Below are 17,835 nucleotides of genomic sequence, written 5' to 3' on the forward strand. Positions count from 1 at the left end.
TCCCGACGGGCGTGAGCAACACTATCGGACCAGCGAGAAGGCTTCCCGGCAGGCGATCTCACCCGCGCCATACACGCCGACCACCGTATAGTCCGATGCCACGCATTCGAAGGTCGCGCCCTGAAACGTGATGACGAAATGGCGTTGCGCAGGACCAGGCGACGTGACGGCCGAAATCTCGGCGGCCAGCGACGAATTCATGACTTCGTGAACCGAGTACCCACTGAGCCCTTGCGACGCGAGTGGATGGATCTCGAGATCGACATCGCCGGGCGGCCCGAGCCGATGAAACACGGCGTCGGGAAATAGCACCGTGCAAAATGGATCGTCGTCGGAATCGAATGGTCCGAACCGTTCGAAGTCGGATTCAGCAATCGGATAAGCCAGAATCACCCGGCGGTCGCTGGCGACAATGAATGGTTCGGCGGCATCGGCTGCCGGATGAGGAACGGAGTCCAGCAGGACGACATGGTCCTCCTGCTGGGGTACTTCTAGCATGCTGGTCATCTACTTCACGACTCCGTTGCGCTCACACGCCGGCTTGTACCGTCGAGGTTTGCGGCGCTGCGGCAACGCTCGTCGCGCCGGCTTTGCCTTTACCACCCGTCTTGCGGCCCGGTGCTTTCCTGGCCGTTGCGGTTTTCTTCACGGCAGTCTTCCTTACCGCGGCTTTCTTCGCAGCGGGCTTGGCCGCGCTTTTCTTTGCCGCAGCCTTTTTAGTCGCCGCAGTACCCTTCTTCCCAGCCGCTTTGGACGCCACTGCCTTTTTCGCCGTGACGGTTTTTTGGGCGGCGACATTGCTGGTGGCCGCAGCGCTATCGATCAGAAATTTGGTGCGATCCTTGACCGTGGCGAGCCATGCCGGCGCCGGGCCGCGTCCGCTCCAGGTCGCACCGGTTTTCGGATTGAGGTACTTGGGCGGCTGCGCGCCTTTAGGCTGGCCTTTACTTTTGCCTTTGGGAGTCACCGCTGCCTTTGCCGCGGACTTCAGTTCGCTTGCGCCTTCAATCAGGAATTGAGTCCGGTCTTTCACGGCAGCAATCCAGGCCGGTGCACGCCCGTGACCTGTCCATGTCGCGCCGGTTTTATGGTCGCGGTACTTCGGCAGCGACTTACCCGCGCTGACTGCTTTTACCTTGCCACCTGCAGCATGACCATTCAAGGCGCGCGCGGCGCGTCTCGCCTTTGCCTTTGCTTCGATATCTGCGGTAGTGAGGCCGTGCTTGAGCATCAGGTCGCGAATCTGGTCGACCGCGGCTTGTGCTTTCCTGGCAATAAGGACGTCAGCTTGCGCCTGGAGTTTCTTAAGCTTCGCCTGGATTTGCTCTAACGTGGGCATTTGATTGCTCCTTATGTGGTAATCGATCGCACTATGCCATGAATAGCGCGAGAAAGGCAGATCTACGCGCCTATAAGGGCATCAGGTTTACGCGGGAGCGCATCGCGTGGAGTACGAACCTTTCGCGTCCTGTACCCGATAGCCGCATTCTTTAGCTTCTCCCATTGCGAGCCAGCCGCTTAAGTCGGCGTAAAAACGACAACCTGGCGGTCGGCGATATACCGCACGCTGCGCACAAACCGGTACTGTTGATCGTCGGCGGTTATCCGGTTGAGTCCCAACTGCGTCAATGCGAGCATCTCGTCGGCCTGGAAAGCGGCCACTACGCCGTGATCCGTCAAATCCTCCAGCGTGCCGGACGGATTGCCGACATAGATACTGCGAACCTGCGTGCCGATCCGCATCAGAACCACGCTTTCTCCCTCGTCGAGCGCCAGTTCGAGATAGGCCGCAAGGGTTCGTAATGAATCCGGCGTGCAAGCCTGAGCCTGATAGATTGCAGCATTCGATGGCGTCATTTCTATTTCCCCGTCACCTATGTCAAGAGAAGCCGGCCGCCGTGCAATGCGGCAATAGTCGCTTCTACTATAGGCAAGCATCCGGAGATTCAAAGGGCGGCAGTTCATTTTTTTGCCGGTAACCCCGCGTTACCAATCTCGCAGCGCTGTTTCACCTGCGTCCGGACTGTCCTTCTACCGCCACGGCGAGTGGCGCGAACGCCGCGAATGGCGCGAACGTGAATGGCGTCGCGAGCAATGGCGCGAGCACGAATGGCATGGACGCGGCCGCTGGGGCGGCTATTGAAATGACGCGCAAAAGCGCCCTCTTTTCACGCGATCCGTAGTCCGCGAGTCGGCAGAATCTCCTGCGTAATCACAAAACGGTGCTCTTTGACGGCGTCGTGAAAGCGCCGGTAATCACTTTTCTCAAAGACGTCGCTCCACCGAGGGCGGTCCCCGCTGTCGTCGTCGGACTGCAAACCGGTGGCTTTATATTTCCAGGAGCCGAGCCCCTTGGCTACATAGTCCGGAATCGACTCTGACAGGCCTGGAATGGCGTCGGTTTTCACCGCTTCGCAAATGATCTGCAGGCGCTTGTTGTCGTCGAGATTCCGATTGGTATCGAGAAGCTCCGTGAGCGCGGCTTTGACATCTTCCGGCAAGCCGGGCTGGGATTCAAAATCTTCCCGTCCCGCGACATAGGCGCGCACCGCGCGGCAAGTCATCTCGGCCGCCTGCATGAACTCCGGCAGATTGTGCCTTTTGACGCGCTCATTTCTGCCGTCGATGTAATGCCATTTCGCCCACGGCTGATCGGGATAATGCAAAGCGGCCCCATGACCGACGGGCAGTGCAAGCGTCAGTACATCTTCCTCGACGTGTTGGACCAGATGCCGCGTGGCGCGGGTAAGACGGGCAAGCCAGCCTTCTCGCGTGCAATCTTCCGCCTCCAGCATATGAACGCGGTTCATCGGGCTTTCGATACCGGCGAAGCCCTGGTGAGCCCACGTATCGACGTACGCGTGCAGCGTCACGCCCAGGCGGTGCAATGCCGTGTCCGAGCCCCGCTGCCGGATCGCGCGGCGCACCACCTCGCGAGCAACAGCGCTATCCGGCCGGCACACCGCCTTCTCTACAAGCGTCTCCCCCTCACCGGCAGGTAGAAAATGGAATGGCGTCCACACCAGACGGTTCTGGTCGTCTTCCGTGTTGGTGTAGTCGAATAGCTTGTGCGCCGTGGCAAAGCGCTCAAAAGTCTCGCCGCCGGCAAAACGCAGTATTCCTGAAGTGGTCGCATCGTCGACATACTGGCAGGCATGGGCCACCGTGAGCGCCTCAGCGGGCGCCATCCCACCGGTACGGGCGACGATATAGACCACCCCGTAGTGAAAGTCGATATTCATTGAAAACGCTCCTGACGCGCGACGAATGACGGCTAGATCTTCCGCAATGCGCAAAGCGGCGATTGCAGTGTTGCCGCACGCGCAGAGGGTAAACGACCGAATGCAACAGGACTTTAAAAAGAACGCGACTACTTTTAGCGGAACGCATACGCCACGCCTACCCCATACGTGATCTGATTGCGCGTGCCGCGCTGCGTGACGATCGGACTTTCGGCGGCCGAGCCCGTCAATCGCTGATAGTAGATCATCGCTCCGCCAAACCAGTTTTTGTTGAACTGGTAGATCGCGGCGCCCCAACTGGTGATCTGTTCCGTGCCGAAACGGCATGCTTTGTCGCATTGTCTCTCATGCGAATCTTCGGACCACCTGAACACCGGTGAAAAAGGATACTGCAATGAAACTCAAGGAGTGGAGAGAAGGTGCAAGTCCGGAGCGGCGTAGCCTGATACGCAGCAAGCTTCACGTATTGCTGGCCACTATCGGTACGCTTTCTTCCGTAGTCGGCATTGGCGTGGCCATCAACGGCGGCCTTGAATTCAATCGTACCAAAGTCTTCGTCGGCGTTGGCATTATCGTCGTGTCCACTATTGTGTATGTGTCGATGCTATTCGCGCCAGCCGAGTAAGGCGAGAACTTCTGTTCTTTTAGAGAATCCAGTCGATCGACTACACGTCAGGTTCAGTCACCACGAGAGTGGCTCGATTTCTATCACAGATAGATTTCAGTGGGCAAATGCAGTGCCCTGAAAAAGAAAAACCCCGCTTCGATCTCCCGAGCGGGGTTCAGTCTCAGCGCACTTCGCGCGGTATTACTTGACGATACCTACGAGTTCGACTTCAAACGTCAGTTCGCTATTCGGCGGAATCGGGCCAACTCCGCGCTCGCCATAGGCCGTGGCCGACGGGCAGGTCAGCTTGGCCTTCTCGCCGACCTTCATTTTTTGCACGCCTTGCGTCCAGCACGGAATCACGCGATTAAGCGGGAAAGTTGCCGGACCGCCATGTTTGGCCGAGCTATCGAACTCGGTGCCGTTAGCGAGCGTGCCGCGATAGTTGACCTTGACGACATCGTCTGCGGCCGGCTGGGCACCCGTGCCCTGCGTAAGATGTTCAACGATTACGCCGGAAGGCAGTTTCTCAGTGGTGGAAGCGGCCATCGCCGTGGAAGAAAGAACAGCCGCGGCGACCAAAGCAACGATAGATTTCAAAGCGAGTCTCCAGGTGGGTAGTGCGTGCCATTGTAGCGGATGACATGTTGCATGCCACCGACCGCCGATGCTGGGCAATCACAGCCGCAAAGGCAGTTGAGCGGCAGGGCCCGTGGCACAGAGAATGCTACGTCCTGACGAGCGAGACGTAGGGTCGCCACCGCGCGTGCGGTTAATCCAGTCGGCGCACCACGTACTCACCCGCCGTCTCAACCGCGTGCGTCTTGAAGTCCGCAAGCACTGTTTCGCGCTCACGGACATCCGCCAGCACAGCCGGGTCGAGTAGCGCGGTAATCACTTCCTCCCGATCGCGGCTCGCTTCCTTCAGCACGTCGCCATAGGGGCCCCAGATCGCGCTCGCACCGCACGTTTCCCAACCGCCGGTGATGCCGACGTGATTCGACAAGAGTACGTACAGGGTGTTGTCGAAAGCACGCGCGGGAAACCAGATGCGCGACTGGTGATAGCCAGTCTTCACGCTGAAGAGCGCGCTCACCAGATAAGCGTGCGCGCCGTTCACAGCGGCGTTGCGCGCGTGCTCAGGAAAACCGGAGTCGTAGCACACACCGAGCGCGAGCCGCCATCCGTCGATCTCCAGCATGCAGCCTTGCGTGCCGGGTCGGTAAGTCTTCGTTTCGCTGCTGTAGAGATGCTGTTTGTGATACGGCTCGATCAGCTCGCCGGAATGGTTGAAGATCAGCGACGAAATATGAAGGGCGTCCACGCTGCCTATGCTACGTGTTGCCGCACCGACGACTACGACGATCCCACGCTCGCGGCAAACTTCCCGAATCGGTTCGAGCCGCGCGTCGTGTTCGTCGAAGGCGTATTTCGCGGGGTCGCCGGCAATCAGGTCAGGCTCGTAGCCGCTTAGAAATTTCTCGGGAAAGACCACCAGTTTCGCGCCGTGGTCGGCTGCAACGCCGGTCAGTTCGACCGTTCTGGCAATGTTCGCCGTGACGTCGCCGGAAACCGGTTGCGCTTGCGCCGCCGCAATTCGCAAAGCTGCTTGCGGCAGCGAGGCCTGTTTGTTATTCAACGCGGACTCCGTTCTGAATGGACTGTTGCGGTGTGCACGCCGGCGGCTGGCTTTGGCGTTTTACGCGGTGAGCGAGACCCGGCATTTAATCATGGACGGCACTCTATCAGGCGAACGTTGTTTGTGTTTTCGTGGATCGCGTCGAGCGGATGTTTTTCGAACTTCAGAAGGCAGGTGATTGAAGCGGCGCGGGCGGCCGTTTGTCGGCCGCCCGCGCGCTGAGGGTTGCAAGACGCGTTAGTGGCCGTGGCCGCCGCCGTAACCGCCACCATGGCCGCCACTGCCGCCGAAGCCTCCACCGAAACCGCCGCCATGGCCCTGGCCGCTGCTGCCTTTGCCGCCGTCGCCTTTGCCGCCATCTCCATGGCCACCGTTGCCATGACCGCCGTCACCATGGCCACCATCTCCGTGGCCGCCGTCGCCATGGCCACCGTCTCCATGACCACCGTCGCCATGGCCGCCATTGCCATGACCACCGTCACCATGGCCGCCATCGCCGTGGCCGCCGTTGCCATGACCGCCGTCGCCATGACCACCGTCACCATGGCCGCCGTCGCCGTGGCCGCCGTCGCCATGACCACCGTCACCATGGCCGCCGTCGCCGTGGCCGCCGTTGCCATGACCACCGTCACCATGACCGCCATCGCCGTGGCCGCCGTCGCCATGACCGCCATCTCCATGGCCACCGTCACCGTGACCACCATCCCCGTGGCCGCCATCGCCGTGGCCGCCGTCACCATTTCCGCCCGTTCCACCACTGCCTGTTCCACCACTTCCCGTCCCACCACTACCCGTCCCACCGCTTCCCGTTCCACCGCTGCCCGTCCCACCGCTTCCCGTCCCACCACTACCCGTCCCACCGCTTCCCGTTCCACCGCTTCCCGTTCCACCGCTTCCCGTTCCACCGCTTCCCGTCCCACCACTACCCGTCCCACCGCTTCCCGTCCCGCCACTACCCGTCCCGCCACTACCCGTCCCACCACTGCCCGTTCCACCACCCGTCCCGCCCTTCCCTCCACCGCCGCTCCCTACACTTCCGGCGCCGAGTCCCACCGCGCCGGACGTCGAGCCGCCTCCGCTACCGTTAGCGCCCGCTCCAGTCGACGAAGTCCCGCTGCCATTGCTGCTCTGCGAGCCCGACGCCGATGTAGACCCCAGCCCCGCAGCCACTGCCACTCCACTTCCGCCGAACGCCCGCAGCCCACCGTCATCCTGCTTGCAGCCGAGCGTGTCGAATAGCGGGCAATCGATCGGCAATACCTGCGCAACCGTCAGCTTCGTCGAACTTGCGGACTGCGCCACAGGTTCAGCCGAGCTCGTTTGAGCGCCCGCCATCGCCGCATAAAGACTCACAGCAATCGCCAATACCGCTTTGCTTGTCCCCAACGTCCGCGCGTCCCCGTTTTTCTTTTTCATTTCATTCTCCTAACCATATAATTCGAAAGACAGATCCAGATAACGAGTGAATCTCTGTTCGCTGTTAAAAATGAAACTTCAAAGCCCAGTCGGCATTGCCAGGCACCGCACGAAAAGCGCGCGACTCCCGGCATCGCATCCGCAGATACTCCCGGTCCGATTTGACGTGATCCGGGAGAAGCGACTGGCTGTGCGCGAACAAAGGTTTGAAAAGAGCACAGCAGGGGCCCGATGGAAGTTGAAGTTATGCGGAGCGTCATCCAATGACCGTGCGTTACCCCACGCAATGCGAGATTGCTGGCCTGTTTCCGATTAATTGCGCTGCACGACTGTCAAAGATCGTCAATTACCGTTTTTAACAGCGTCGGAAATCCTCACCTCCAGATACGCAGTCCAAACTATTATTTTTACTTCAAGTCCGGCTCGCCTAATCAGATGATTCGAACAGCCGCAAACAAACTATTTACCCGGGAGTGAGCAGTTTCGGTGGAGATACATGGACCGTGACGCGAACAATTGTTTTGCCTATGTGTTTGTCCGGACACAAAAGAGAATTTACAAAGACGGGAGTGAGCGCAATCACACAGACAGTACTACGGTGCGCGACCCATCACTCGGCCAAACGAAGCGCGCCTCGTCGCGGACATCGACCGGCGCTCTGCGTCCGCGCCATCGTTATCCGTGCGCCACCCCACTAAGCGAGCGAGAAAACCGAATCAGGCGACAACAGGAAGATCGCAACCTCATCGACAACAGGAAGAGAAATGCTTTTATCCGAACAATGCGTGCTGGTAACCGGCGGCGCTCGCGGACTCGGTGCCGCGATCACACGCGCACTGGTACGCGAAGGCGCCGGCGTCGTGGTGAATTACTGTAAGAGCGAAACGCTGGCTCACGCGCTGAGAGACGAATTCGGCGATCGTGTCCTGCCGATCCAGGCGGATCTGATCGTGGACGGCGGCCTCGTGAAGGGTTAATCCAAAAGCGCGCAGCAACGCTGCGCTCAGCGTTCCGCTCAACTGACCTCGACCACAACTTTGCCTCGCGCGCTACCGTCGGCCAGTGCTTCATACGCAAGCTGCGCGGTGCCCAGATCAAAGCGCCGCGCGTCGAGGCGAGGCGCAAGCCTGTTTTCTTCGGCAAGCCGCGCGGCCACACGCAGCATCTCGCCGTGATGCGCGCGGCCTTTCCCGGAAAGCAACGCATGCAGCGTGAACACGCCCGAGTAGGTGGCTTCGCGAAACGACAGCGGCGCTAGCGCATGCGTGCCCCACCCGAGCGCGCTCACCACATGGCCGAAATGCCTCACGGCGACAAACGATGCGTCGAGCGTCGTCCCGCCGACGGTATCGACAACCAGGTCGAAACCCACGCCATCCGTCGCAGACTGGACATATTGCTCGACCGACTGTGCACGGTAATCGATCGGTCTGGCGCCGAGCGCCTCCACCACGCTGCGGTCGCGCTCGCTCACTGTCGTAAAGACCTTCGCACCCAGCGCGAGCGCCAACTGCACAGAGACGTATCCGACTCCCCCTGCCCCGCCATGCACGAGCACCGTTTGCCCTGCCTGCAAATGCGCGCGATCGACAATGCCCGAGTACGCCGTGATGAAAGCAAGCGGCAGCGCAGCGGCTTCGCGCATCGAGAGATTGGACGGTTTCAAGGCCAGCAGATCCGCATCGACAGATGCGTATTGCGCCAGCGAACCTTGCAGGCCGCCCACGCCCCCCGTCATTCCGTACACCTGATCACCCGCCTTGAACCTATCGACACCGGCGCCCACTGCCTCGACGACGCCGGCCATGTCGATCCCCAGCACCGCCGGCAAGGGATGTTTCGCGTGCCCGGCGGCGCCGGCGCGAATTTTTGTGTCGAGCGGATTGAGGCCGCTCGCGGCGATTCGCACCAGCACCTCACCCCGCGCAGGCTCGGGGCGCGGTAGTTCGGTCAGTTCGAGCGGGCCGTTGTGCTGCCTGAGAACAAGAGCTTGCATGGACATCACGCCTCCCCAGCGATTGATCGTGAACGAGTCGATACGGGCATATTCCTCCGTGCGAAACCGCATGTAAATCGGCACGTCCGCACGGTACGCAAACGAAAATTCCACCGTTCGCCCACCAAAGTGTCGCCGCGCAGCCACCACCGCGGCGCACAACCAACACTTCCTCTCGCAGTCTTTTCCCGAAGTATTTCCACCATACACAGCGGCGACGACAGCCATGACTCGTGCCGCAGCGCACGGACACTTGCCGTACGTGCTTTCGCGCGGTGTCGATCGCGGACGCGGGTTTACCTTCGTTTGACTTAAGGAAGCAGGGCCGTTTACTGGACGCAACTTGAACCTGTCCAGACGCTTTCAATTTGCTTTGTTCAGCTCAATGGTGTTTCGAGAGCGTCTCCCATTAATGTCTGGAGGTGTGTCATGGTAAGCGTGTCCAGCAGCGCCGCAGAAGAACTCAAAGCCGCGATCCGAGGCGAACTGTTGCGGCCCGGCGACGCGGGTTTCGACGAGGCCCGCAGCATCTGGAATGCAATGATCGACCGGCATCCGGCGCTGATTCTGCGCTGCGCCGGCGTGGCCGACGTGCGCCGCGGCGTAGCCTTCGCGCGCGACAACAATCTGCCGCTGGCGGTGCATAGCGGCGGCCATAACATCGCCGGCACCGCGCTATGCGACGACGGCCTTGTGATCGATCTGTCGCCGATGAAATCCGTATTCATCGATCCAGTCGCGCAGCGCGCGTATGTCGAGCCTGGTGCTACGCTCGGCGATTTCGACCACGAAGCGCAAGCATTCGGACTCGCCACGCCACTTGGCATCAACTCGACCACCGGCGTGGCAGGTCTGACGCTAGGGGGCGGCTTCGGCTGGCTGAGCCGCAGATACGGCATGACCGTCGACAATCTGATTTCAGCAGACGTGGTCACCGCCGACGGGGAGTTGCTGCACGCAAGCGCGGACTCGCACGACGATCTGTTCTGGGCGATTCGCGGTGGCGGCGGCAATTTCGGCGTCGTGACGCGTTTCGAGTTCGCGCTGCACCCGGTCGGGCCGCTCGTGTACGGCGGCCTCGTCGTGCTGCCGATCGATCAGGCGAAAAATGCCCTGCTCAAGTACCGCACGGCTGCAGAACAGATGCCGGAGGAGTTGAGCGTATGGGCCGTTCTACGGCTTGCGCCACCGCTGCCGTTCCTGCCGCCCGAAGTGCACGGCAAACCGGTCATCGTATTCGCGATGTGCTACTCGGGCCCCATCGAAAACGGGCCGTCCGTGGTGGAGGCCGTACGCGGCTTCGGCACACCGGTCGGCGAACATCTCGGGCCGATGCCGTACGCCATGTGGCAACAGGCGTTCGATCCACTGCTCACGCCGGGCGCTCGTAACTACTGGAAGTCGCACAATCTCGACAAAATATCGGATGGTCTCATCGATGCGCTGCTCGATGCGATCGGCGAGCTGCCGTCACCGCAATGCGAAATCTTCTTCGGGCAGATCGGCGCGCAGACGAGCCGCGTGCCGGTCGAAGCCACAGCCTATTCGAGCCGCGACACGCAATACGCCATGAACGTGCACGGCCGTTGGGACGACGCGAGCGATGACGAGCGCTGCATTGCCTGGGCGCGCGCTTTCTTCGACGCAGCCGCACCGTTCGCGCTAGGCAGCGTGTACGTCAACTTCATGACGCAGGAGGAAGGCGGCCGGGTGGCTGACGCGTATGGGCCAAACTACGAGCGTCTCGGCGCCGTGAAGAACCGCTACGACCCTGACAATCTGTTCCGCCACAATCAGAATATCCGCCCGGCGGCCTAGGGATCGAGGGGTAGGTTGAGGGGGGAAGCGGCGTTGAAAGCCGTGAATCCCCCCGCGAACGTCAGCGCATGACAGTTGTCTATACACAGGCCGTGGCGTCAGGCACGCTAAATGCTAATTAGCAGGCATACGGGCTGCCGACGTACGCATGTGCCGAAGTCACGGCACTCACTGTCAGACAAGAAAACGCAATCTTCACTACGCACCAGGAGAACAATCATGCGCAGACGACAATTCATCATGACCACGAGCGCCGCTTTGGCTACGGCGGGTTTTGGCCTCGCCGGCTGCACGACCACGTCGCCATCCTCGAGCGCGTCTGAGTCGGCGAACGCCGGCAAGCGCGACACGATCAACGCCGGCGTTGATTCCACCTTGTCGCGTCTCTACGCGAACGTCACCGGCTCGCGTGAACTGGTCGCCAAGGCGCGCGGCGTGCTGGTGTTCCCGTCGGTGATTTCCGCGGGCTTCTGGGTTGGCGGGCAATACGGCGAAGGGTCGTTGCGCGTGGCCGGCCGCACAACGGGTTACTACAGCACCGTCGCGGGCTCATTCGGTTTGCAGATCGGCGCGCAGTCCAAGGCGCTGGTCTTCCTGTTCATGACGCAAGAGGCGCTCGACACATTCCTCAGCAGCCAGGGATGGGCAGCAGGCGCCGATGCAACGGTTGCCGTGCTGAAGGTCGGTGCGAACGGCGCGATCGATACGTCGACCGCCACCAGCCCGGTCGAAGCGTTTGTGCTGACAAACGGCGGCTTGATGGCCGGGGTGTCGCTCGAAGGCACCAAGGTCTCACGTCTGATCATCTGAGCGAACGCTCGCTGGCGCGCGGTCAGGCGCTGTCACGCAACTGGTCGCGTGACGCCTCCATCAGGCGGCGTCACGCGCGCCACGATCACGGCTCTGCTCGCCTCACCAGTCATATTGACCACATTGCGGTAAAACTCACCCGTTTTACAATCCCGCCTGGCCACTGCGTCACCTTGGCCACGACATTCAGTCTGTCTGGCGCCTCGCGTGCCCCACGCTGTTCACGCCCCTTCCGGCAGCGTGAACACGGCAATCGCGGCCGCCAGTTGCCCGGTCTGTGCTTTCAGGACGTCGGCCGACGCGCTGGCTTCTTCCACCAATGCAGCGTTCTGCTGGGTCGTTTGATCCATGCTCGCCACTGCGATGTTGACCTGCTCGATGCCCGAGCTTTGCTCGACCGACGCCGCGCTGATCTCGCCCATGATGTCGGTCACGCGGCGCACTGCGTGCACCACTTCCTGCATCGTTTCACCGGCCCGGCCCACGTACTGCGAGCCGCCTTCGATCTGCGCGGCCGATTCTTCGATCAGCGTCTTGATCTCCTTGGCCGCCGCCGCGCTACGCTGCGCGAGGCTGCGCACTTCGCCCGCCACCACCGCAAAGCCGCGCCCTTCCTCACCGGCGCGCGCCGCTTCGACGGCCGCGTTCAAGGCAAGAATGTTGGTCTGAAATGCGATCCCCTCGATCACCCCAATGATGTCGCCGATCCGGTGCGATGACTGCGAGATGCCACGCATCGTCTCGACCACCTGGCCGACCACTTCACCGCCGCGCGCCGCCGTCTCCGAGGCGTTGTGCGCCAGTTGACTGGCCTGCTTGGCGTTATCGGCGTTCTGCTTCACGGTCGCGGTGATCTGCTCCATGCTGGAAGCGGTTTCGCCGAGCGCTGTCGCCTGCTGTTCCGTGCGGCGCGACAGGTCCGCGTTGCCGGCGGCGATCTCGTTGGACACCGTCGAAATCAGCGTTGCGCCGCTGCGAATCTGCATGATCGCCTGCGCGAGTCGATGCTGCATGCGCTGCATCGCGGCGAGCAGGCTGACGTTGTCGCCGGCCTTCGTCTCGACGACCACATCGAGGTCGCCATCGGCGATACGTGAAGCGATCTGCGCCGCGTAAGCCGGTTCGCCGCCGAGTTGCCGCAAGATGCTGCGCAGGATCACGCCGATCACGAGCCCCACCACCAGACACAGAATCAGCGCGGCGCCGACGTACTGCACGAGGGTGGTGTAAAACGCGGCGTCGATATCGTCGGTGAACACACCGGTGACGATCGTCCAGCCCCATGGCTTGTAGAGCCGCACGTAGTTGATCTTCGGCGCCATCTGATCGGAGCCCGGCTTCAGGAACTGCAGGTGGATGAAGCCTTCGCCTTCGCGCTGGGCGAGATCCGAGCCGTCCTTGAACACGTGGCGGCCTTTCGGGTCCGTGAAGCCACTCATGTCCTTGCCTTCGAGATCGGCCCGCACGCCGTGCATCAGCACTCTTGCATGCGCGTCCTCGAGCACGAGGTAGCCGCCGGCGCCGTCGTAGCGCATCGCGCGCAGGTCGGCCATGGCCGTACGTTGCGCGTCGCCGAGCGACATCGTGCCGGCCGCGACGAGGCCGTTATAGCGATCCAGCACGCTGTAGGCCACGCTCACCACGCTTTTCAGCTCGGCCTGACGGTCGGCGATCATCGTGTCGCGCGTTTTGAACCCGCCCCACAGGCCGATGGCCAGAATTCCCATGCACATTACTGCTAGCGCGAGCCAAAGCCGCACTTTCAGGCGAAAACGTTCCATCTCCGTATTCCTTTGTACTTATAGCCGGCGCCGCGCGGGCGGGCACCGTAACTGTTCATGTCAATCTTCGGAATAACGGCGGAACGGGAGAAAACTTCAGCGTTTGTTTGATGCGTGTGTTTGATGCCTTCGTGCGTTGACCTATGGGGCGGAGCTTGACTGGTGCTGCTCGCCGGGGCGGCGGCATTCTAACGGCACACATGCTCGCGGCGTATCACGCGCATGGGCACGAAGCGCTTGTTATAGTGACAGGCACAAGGTTTGCGAAAGGTGTCGATGCGAAGTCTGCAAATGCTGCATTGAGGCCACCTTAGCGGCTCGCACACTGCGCTTGCGGCGCCAGTATCCCCTTGAGAAACACGACCATGGACATCGACACGCTCTCCTCCGAGAACCTCCAGTTGGTAGCGCGCAGGCAGGCCAACTGGGCAATTGGCGCATTCAAACAGTTTTCCGACGACCGTTGCGCGGCCATGGCCGCCAGCATCGCCTTCTATGCGGCCTTCTCGCTCGCGCCCACGCTGGTCATGGTGATCGCCGTGGCGGGCTGGTTCTTCGGCGCCGCGGCCGCGCGCGGCGAACTGTTCACCCACATTCACGGCCTGCTCGGCGACCAGGCCGCCGCGGGCGTGCAAACCATCGTCGAGAACGCTCATCACAGCGGCAGCGCCGGCGGCATCGCGGCGATCATTTCGTTCTCGATGCTGGCGATCGGCGCCTCGGCTACCTTCTCGTCGCTCAATAGCGCGCTCAATCTGGTGTGGCCGTATACCGGGCCGCGCTCGTCGAGCGTGATCGCGATGGTGCGCGTGCGCCTGATTTCGTTCGGCCTCGTGCTCGGTGTCGCCTTCCTGCTGATCGTCTCGCTGGTGCTCGATACGGTCATCACGTTCATCGGCAAATGGCTGTGGGGCAACTCGCCGTATGTGGTGATCGGCAACCTGCTGCAACTCGGCGTCGGCCTGCTGGTGCTGGCCTTTGCCTTCGCCGGGTTGCTGAAGTTTCTGCCGGACGCCAAGGTGCAGTGGCGCGATGCGTTCGTCGGCGGGATCGTCGCGGCTGTGCTGTTCTCGGCGGGCAAGAAACTGTTCGCGCTGTATATCGCGCATGCCGGGATGGCGAGTTCATTCGGCGCCGCCGGTTCGCTGGCCGTGCTGCTGATGTGGCTGTACTTCTCGGCCGCCGTGCTCCTGCTCGGTGCGGAGTTTTCGGCGGCGCGCGGGCGCATGCACGATCCGCGCGGCGGCTGGGGCATGCAGGAAGACTCGCCGCCCGGCAGCCGTGCCGTGCTTGCTTCGGTGCTGGCGGCCTCGACGGTATCGGCCGATGCTGTGCCTCACGTGGAAGACCGCGAAACCCGTGCTGCCGGGCTTGCGCCTGCAGCCGGAGCGGCTGCCGCCGTGGCGCGTGCCGCAGCAACGCCAGCGTCAGCTTTACCGCCGCCGGAACCGCGAAAGAAGACTTCAGCGCGGGCGACCGCGGTCAAAATCGGCCGCACCGTAGTCCTTGCCGAAGCGCAAGCGACACGCGTCGCCGCGGTCACATTGGTCGAAGCGGGCCGCACGGCCGTCGCCGCCGATCGCTATGTCAGACGGCATCCGTGGACTTCGGTGTTGTTTGCGGCAGCGGCTGGACTCGCTGCCGCCGCCGTGGCGCGCCGCAAAGGTGACGATGACGGCCGTGGCGCGTGAATGCGCGTGAAGAGTGAAGCTGGTGGCAGTTCGCACCGACAACACCAGAAGGGAGTGCCCCGACATGAGAACCATGGCGGCGGACCAAAGCAGGGGGCCGGAACGGCCGGCCACGACGGCAAACCACAGCAGCAAATCCCGGCCACAAGTTTGCGACGGCAGCGGTGGCTACCTGCTCATAACGCATAAATTCTGTCCAGCGCGCCCGTCAAGCGCGACGCGGCTCTGTTTTTATATGGGCGCTGAAGAACCGATGGAACAACTAGACGACTAGATTACAAACGACATTCAAACAAGTGTCTAAATTGCAGGTCCCGAGGCCTTCACTATCAACAAAACAACAATAATGCGCACTCAGCGAACGAATATTGCTGAAACAGCAACAATCGTTAACGGGCTTTAAATACAAGGCTTTGCGTCGTTTGTCGGTTTTTGGAGACACTCTTTTTTTTCCGGTTCTTACCAGTTGAGGCAGTGAGCTATTCTCCTTTCCGCAACAACAAACTAATCATCTGCGTGGAGAAAAGGATGAAACGAATCGCCCTGTCTACCCTCTCGCTGGCGCTGCTCGGCGCCACCGGCGTAGCACATGCTCAAAGCAGCGTTACCCTCTATGGCCTGATCGACGACTCGATCCAGTACATCAACAACAACAACGTTTCGGGCAAGAACAAGAGTTCCGTCGCTATGGCCGCAGGCAACCTGCAGGGTAGCCGCTGGGGCATGAAGGGCACGGAAGATCTGGGCGGTGGCCTGAAGGCTATCTTCCAGTTGGAAAACGGTTTCGACCCGAACAGCGGCAAGCTGAACCAAGGCGGTCGCGAATTCGGCCGCCAGGCCTTTGTTGGCCTGCAAAGCGACCAGTTCGGTACGGTCACCATCGGCCGCCAGTATGACCCGGTGGTCGACCTGGTTCAGGCGCTGACGGCAGACAACTACTTCGGTTCCACCTTCACGACGCCGAGCGACGTTGACAACAACGACAACAGCTCGCGTACGAACAACGCAGTCAAGTACACGTCGAACACGTACGCTGGCTTCCAGTTCGAAGCAATGTACGCATTCGGCGGCGTAGCAGGCTCGTCGGGTGCAGGTCAAACCTGGTCCGGCGCAGCAACGTACGCGAACGGTCCGTTCAGCATCGCTGCTGGCTACATCCGCATGGACAACTCCAACACGGCGGCCGCTCGCGCAACTGGTTGGAACGCGACGTCGGACGGCACGTTCAACTCGATCAATGCACCGTACGCATCGGCGAAGTCGATCGGTATCGCTTCGGTTGCTGGCCAGTACGTTATCGGCCCGGTCACGGCTGGTATCCGTTACAGCAACGCACAGTACAAGCCGGACGCCCTCTCGACGTTCAGCTCGACCGAGCGTTACAACGTCGGTGCTGGCTTCGTGAACTACCAACTGACGCCGGCAGCATTGCTGGGTCTGGGCTACACGTTCACGCACGCTTCGGGCAACGGTCCGTCGGCATCGTATAACCAGATCTCGCTGGGCGGCGACTACAACCTGTCGAAGCGCACAGACCTCTACCTGGTCGGCGCCTATCAAAGGGCATCGGGCACGGGCGCAACGGCAACGGTTGCCGACTACGACGCCGAATCGGCCTCGAACTCGCAAGTAATCGTCAGCCTCGGTATCCGCCACAAGTTCTAATCGAACTTGACGGACTGCGGGAGCAACACGCAGTTGAAAACCAGCCACGGGCAATCAGCCTGTGGCTGGTTTTTTTTCGTCCCCAGGCTTTGGCGCTCGCGGCGACGACTGGTCCGTCCGAGTCATGCCGCGGATCGAGGGACAACCGCGCACGCGCTGCACGTCCATCGCGATCCCCTCAGTAAATGAAAAGGCCGCCAGCAAGCCCTTAACAGGCTCGTGACGACCTTGGCGTGATGCTCCCGGCCAGCGATCTACGCCGAACGCCCTAGCGCCGCTGGGCCTTGCCCTTCTCCGCCTGCGCCAATGTCTGCGCCGGCTTCGCGTCGAGCTCATGCTCCACGCCGTCCGCCCCCACCGGCGCGCGATGCAGCACCAGCGCACGCTCACGCTGCAGCAGCGGCACATCAGGCGATTCCTGCCAGTCCGGATCGGGAATCTCGCCGAATACCTGACGCAGCCGTTCACCCCACGTGCGGTGAATCATCTCGAAGTACGCGTTGTCGTGATCGATCGAGACGAAGCGCGTGACGTGCAGCGAATCTTTCTCATACACCAGCAGATCCAGTGGCAACCCGACCGAGAGATTCGAACGCAGCGTCGAGTCCATCGAAATCAGTGCGCACTTGGCCGCTTCGTCGAGCGGCGTGGACGGCGTCAGCACGCGATCGATGATCGGCTTGCCGTACTTGGCCTCACCGATCTGGAAATACGGGTTTACAGCCGACGCTTCGATGAAATTGCCCGCCGCGTAGATCATGAACAGGCGCGGCCGGTTGCCGGCGATCTGGCCACCAAGAATGAAGCTGCAATTGAATTCGACGCCGAATTCCTGCAGCGCCTCGGCTTCGCGCTGATGCACGCGGCGTACCGCGCGGCCAATCACGCGAGCCGCGTCGGCCATGGTGGGCGCGCTCCAGAGCGTAGGCTGCGAAGGGTCGACGGGCTCGGACAGCTCGTGCAGCACCGCTTGCGTGAGCGACAGATTGCCCGCGCCCAGCAGCACAAGCATGCGTTCGCCCGGCTGCTCGAACACCGACATCTTGCGCGCGGTGCTGATGTGATCGACGCCCGCATTGGTGCGCGTGTCCGACAGGAACACGAGCCCGTCATCGACGGACATCGCTACACAGTAAGTCATAAGGAAAAGTACCCGCAAAAAACGACTGA

At 61.5% G+C, this 17,835-nt stretch carries 16 protein-coding genes and 1 pseudogene; 6 read left to right on the forward strand and 11 right to left on the reverse strand.

Annotation, left to right across the window (positions count from 1 at the left end; translation table 11 throughout):
- Positions 1-21: 21 nt before the first annotated feature.
- From P3T25_RS00185 to P3T25_RS00205, 5 genes are all read right to left on the reverse strand, one after another.
- Positions 22-507, reverse strand: coding sequence for a hypothetical protein (locus tag P3T25_RS00185; RefSeq protein ID WP_154567078.1), 486 nt, complete (start codon positions 505-507; stop codon positions 22-24).
- A gap of 22 nt (positions 508-529) precedes the next feature.
- Complete coding sequence (locus tag P3T25_RS00190) at positions 530-1,339, reverse strand: H-NS family nucleoid-associated regulatory protein (RefSeq protein WP_266239937.1); 810 nt, start codon at positions 1,337-1,339, stop codon at positions 530-532.
- Between the two features lie 179 nt (positions 1,340-1,518).
- The gene (locus P3T25_RS00195) at positions 1,519-1,857 is read right to left on the reverse strand and encodes a hypothetical protein (protein ID WP_115776790.1); all 339 of its coding nucleotides are present in this window, start codon (positions 1,855-1,857) and stop codon (positions 1,519-1,521) included.
- A 311-nt stretch (positions 1,858-2,168) separates the two neighbouring features.
- Positions 2,169-3,242, reverse strand: coding sequence for a DUF6765 family protein (locus P3T25_RS00200; RefSeq protein ID WP_429357212.1), 1,074 nt, complete (start codon positions 3,240-3,242; stop codon positions 2,169-2,171).
- A gap of 134 nt (positions 3,243-3,376) precedes the next feature.
- Positions 3,377-3,490 carry a MipA/OmpV family protein gene (locus tag P3T25_RS00205; protein WP_429357343.1) on the reverse strand — a complete coding sequence of 38 codons (114 nt, stop codon included), beginning with the start codon at positions 3,488-3,490 and terminating at the stop codon, positions 3,377-3,379.
- A gap of 146 nt (positions 3,491-3,636) precedes the next feature.
- Here P3T25_RS00205 and P3T25_RS00210 point away from each other — a divergent pair, with 146 nt between their 5' ends.
- Positions 3,637-3,867, forward strand: coding sequence for a DUF2964 family protein (locus tag P3T25_RS00210; protein ID WP_154567073.1), 231 nt, complete (start codon positions 3,637-3,639; stop codon positions 3,865-3,867).
- 183 nt (positions 3,868-4,050) lie between these two features.
- Here the strand turns inward: P3T25_RS00210 and P3T25_RS00215 are convergent, their stop codons facing one another.
- The 3 genes from P3T25_RS00215 to P3T25_RS00225 all read right to left on the reverse strand — a co-directional run bounded on the left by P3T25_RS00215 (position 4,051) and on the right by P3T25_RS00225 (position 6,393).
- A complete protein-coding gene (locus tag P3T25_RS00215) occupies positions 4,051-4,398 on the reverse strand; it encodes an FKBP-type peptidyl-prolyl cis-trans isomerase (protein WP_429357344.1) in 348 nt (115 codons plus the stop codon).
- Positions 4,399-4,621: 223 nt separating this feature from the next.
- A complete protein-coding gene (locus P3T25_RS00220) occupies positions 4,622-5,488 on the reverse strand; it encodes a carbon-nitrogen hydrolase family protein (protein WP_429357213.1) in 867 nt (288 codons plus the stop codon).
- Positions 5,489-5,577: 89 nt separating this feature from the next.
- The gene (locus P3T25_RS00225; protein ID WP_429357214.1) at positions 5,578-6,393 is read right to left on the reverse strand and encodes a hypothetical protein; all 816 of its coding nucleotides are present in this window, start codon (positions 6,391-6,393) and stop codon (positions 5,578-5,580) included.
- 1,275 nt (positions 6,394-7,668) lie between these two features.
- Between P3T25_RS00225 and P3T25_RS00230 the strand changes: the two are divergent.
- Positions 7,669-7,851 (forward strand): annotated as a pseudogene (locus P3T25_RS00230) (SDR family NAD(P)-dependent oxidoreductase); the annotation flags it as partial.
- A 68-nt stretch (positions 7,852-7,919) separates the two neighbouring features.
- Here the strand turns inward: P3T25_RS00230 and P3T25_RS00235 are convergent.
- A complete protein-coding gene (locus P3T25_RS00235) occupies positions 7,920-8,906 on the reverse strand; it encodes a zinc-dependent alcohol dehydrogenase family protein (protein WP_154562942.1) in 987 nt (328 codons plus the stop codon).
- 423 nt (positions 8,907-9,329) lie between these two features.
- Here P3T25_RS00235 and P3T25_RS00240 point away from each other — a divergent pair, with 423 nt between their 5' ends.
- Both P3T25_RS00240 and P3T25_RS00245 read left to right on the forward strand, forming a co-directional pair.
- Entirely contained in the window at positions 9,330-10,718 is a 1,389-nt protein-coding gene (locus P3T25_RS00240; protein ID WP_154562926.1) for an FAD-binding oxidoreductase, read from the forward strand.
- Positions 10,719-10,937: 219 nt separating this feature from the next.
- A complete protein-coding gene (locus P3T25_RS00245; RefSeq protein ID WP_154562924.1) occupies positions 10,938-11,528 on the forward strand; it encodes a BPSL1445 family SYLF domain-containing lipoprotein in 591 nt (196 codons plus the stop codon).
- Positions 11,529-11,749: 221 nt separating this feature from the next.
- On the opposite strand, the gene P3T25_RS00250 is transcribed toward P3T25_RS00245, so the two are convergent.
- A complete protein-coding gene (locus P3T25_RS00250; RefSeq protein WP_429357215.1) occupies positions 11,750-13,309 on the reverse strand; it encodes a methyl-accepting chemotaxis protein in 1,560 nt (519 codons plus the stop codon).
- A 365-nt stretch (positions 13,310-13,674) separates the two neighbouring features.
- Here P3T25_RS00250 and P3T25_RS00255 point away from each other — a divergent pair, with 365 nt between their 5' ends.
- Positions 13,675-15,000, forward strand: coding sequence for a YihY/virulence factor BrkB family protein (locus P3T25_RS00255; protein WP_429357216.1), 1,326 nt, complete (start codon positions 13,675-13,677; stop codon positions 14,998-15,000).
- A gap of 528 nt (positions 15,001-15,528) precedes the next feature.
- The gene (locus P3T25_RS00260; protein WP_154562918.1) at positions 15,529-16,665 is read left to right on the forward strand and encodes a porin; all 1,137 of its coding nucleotides are present in this window, start codon (positions 15,529-15,531) and stop codon (positions 16,663-16,665) included.
- 268 nt (positions 16,666-16,933) lie between these two features.
- Here the strand turns inward: P3T25_RS00260 and P3T25_RS00265 are convergent, their stop codons facing one another.
- Positions 16,934-17,806, reverse strand: coding sequence for a proteasome-type protease (locus P3T25_RS00265; RefSeq protein WP_154562916.1), 873 nt, complete (start codon positions 17,804-17,806; stop codon positions 16,934-16,936).
- Between the last annotated feature and the right edge of the window lie 29 nt (positions 17,807-17,835).

Source organism: Paraburkholderia sp. GAS32 (assembly GCF_050434225.1).
GTDB classification, from domain to species: Bacteria; Pseudomonadota; Gammaproteobacteria; order Burkholderiales; family Burkholderiaceae; genus Paraburkholderia; species Paraburkholderia madseniana.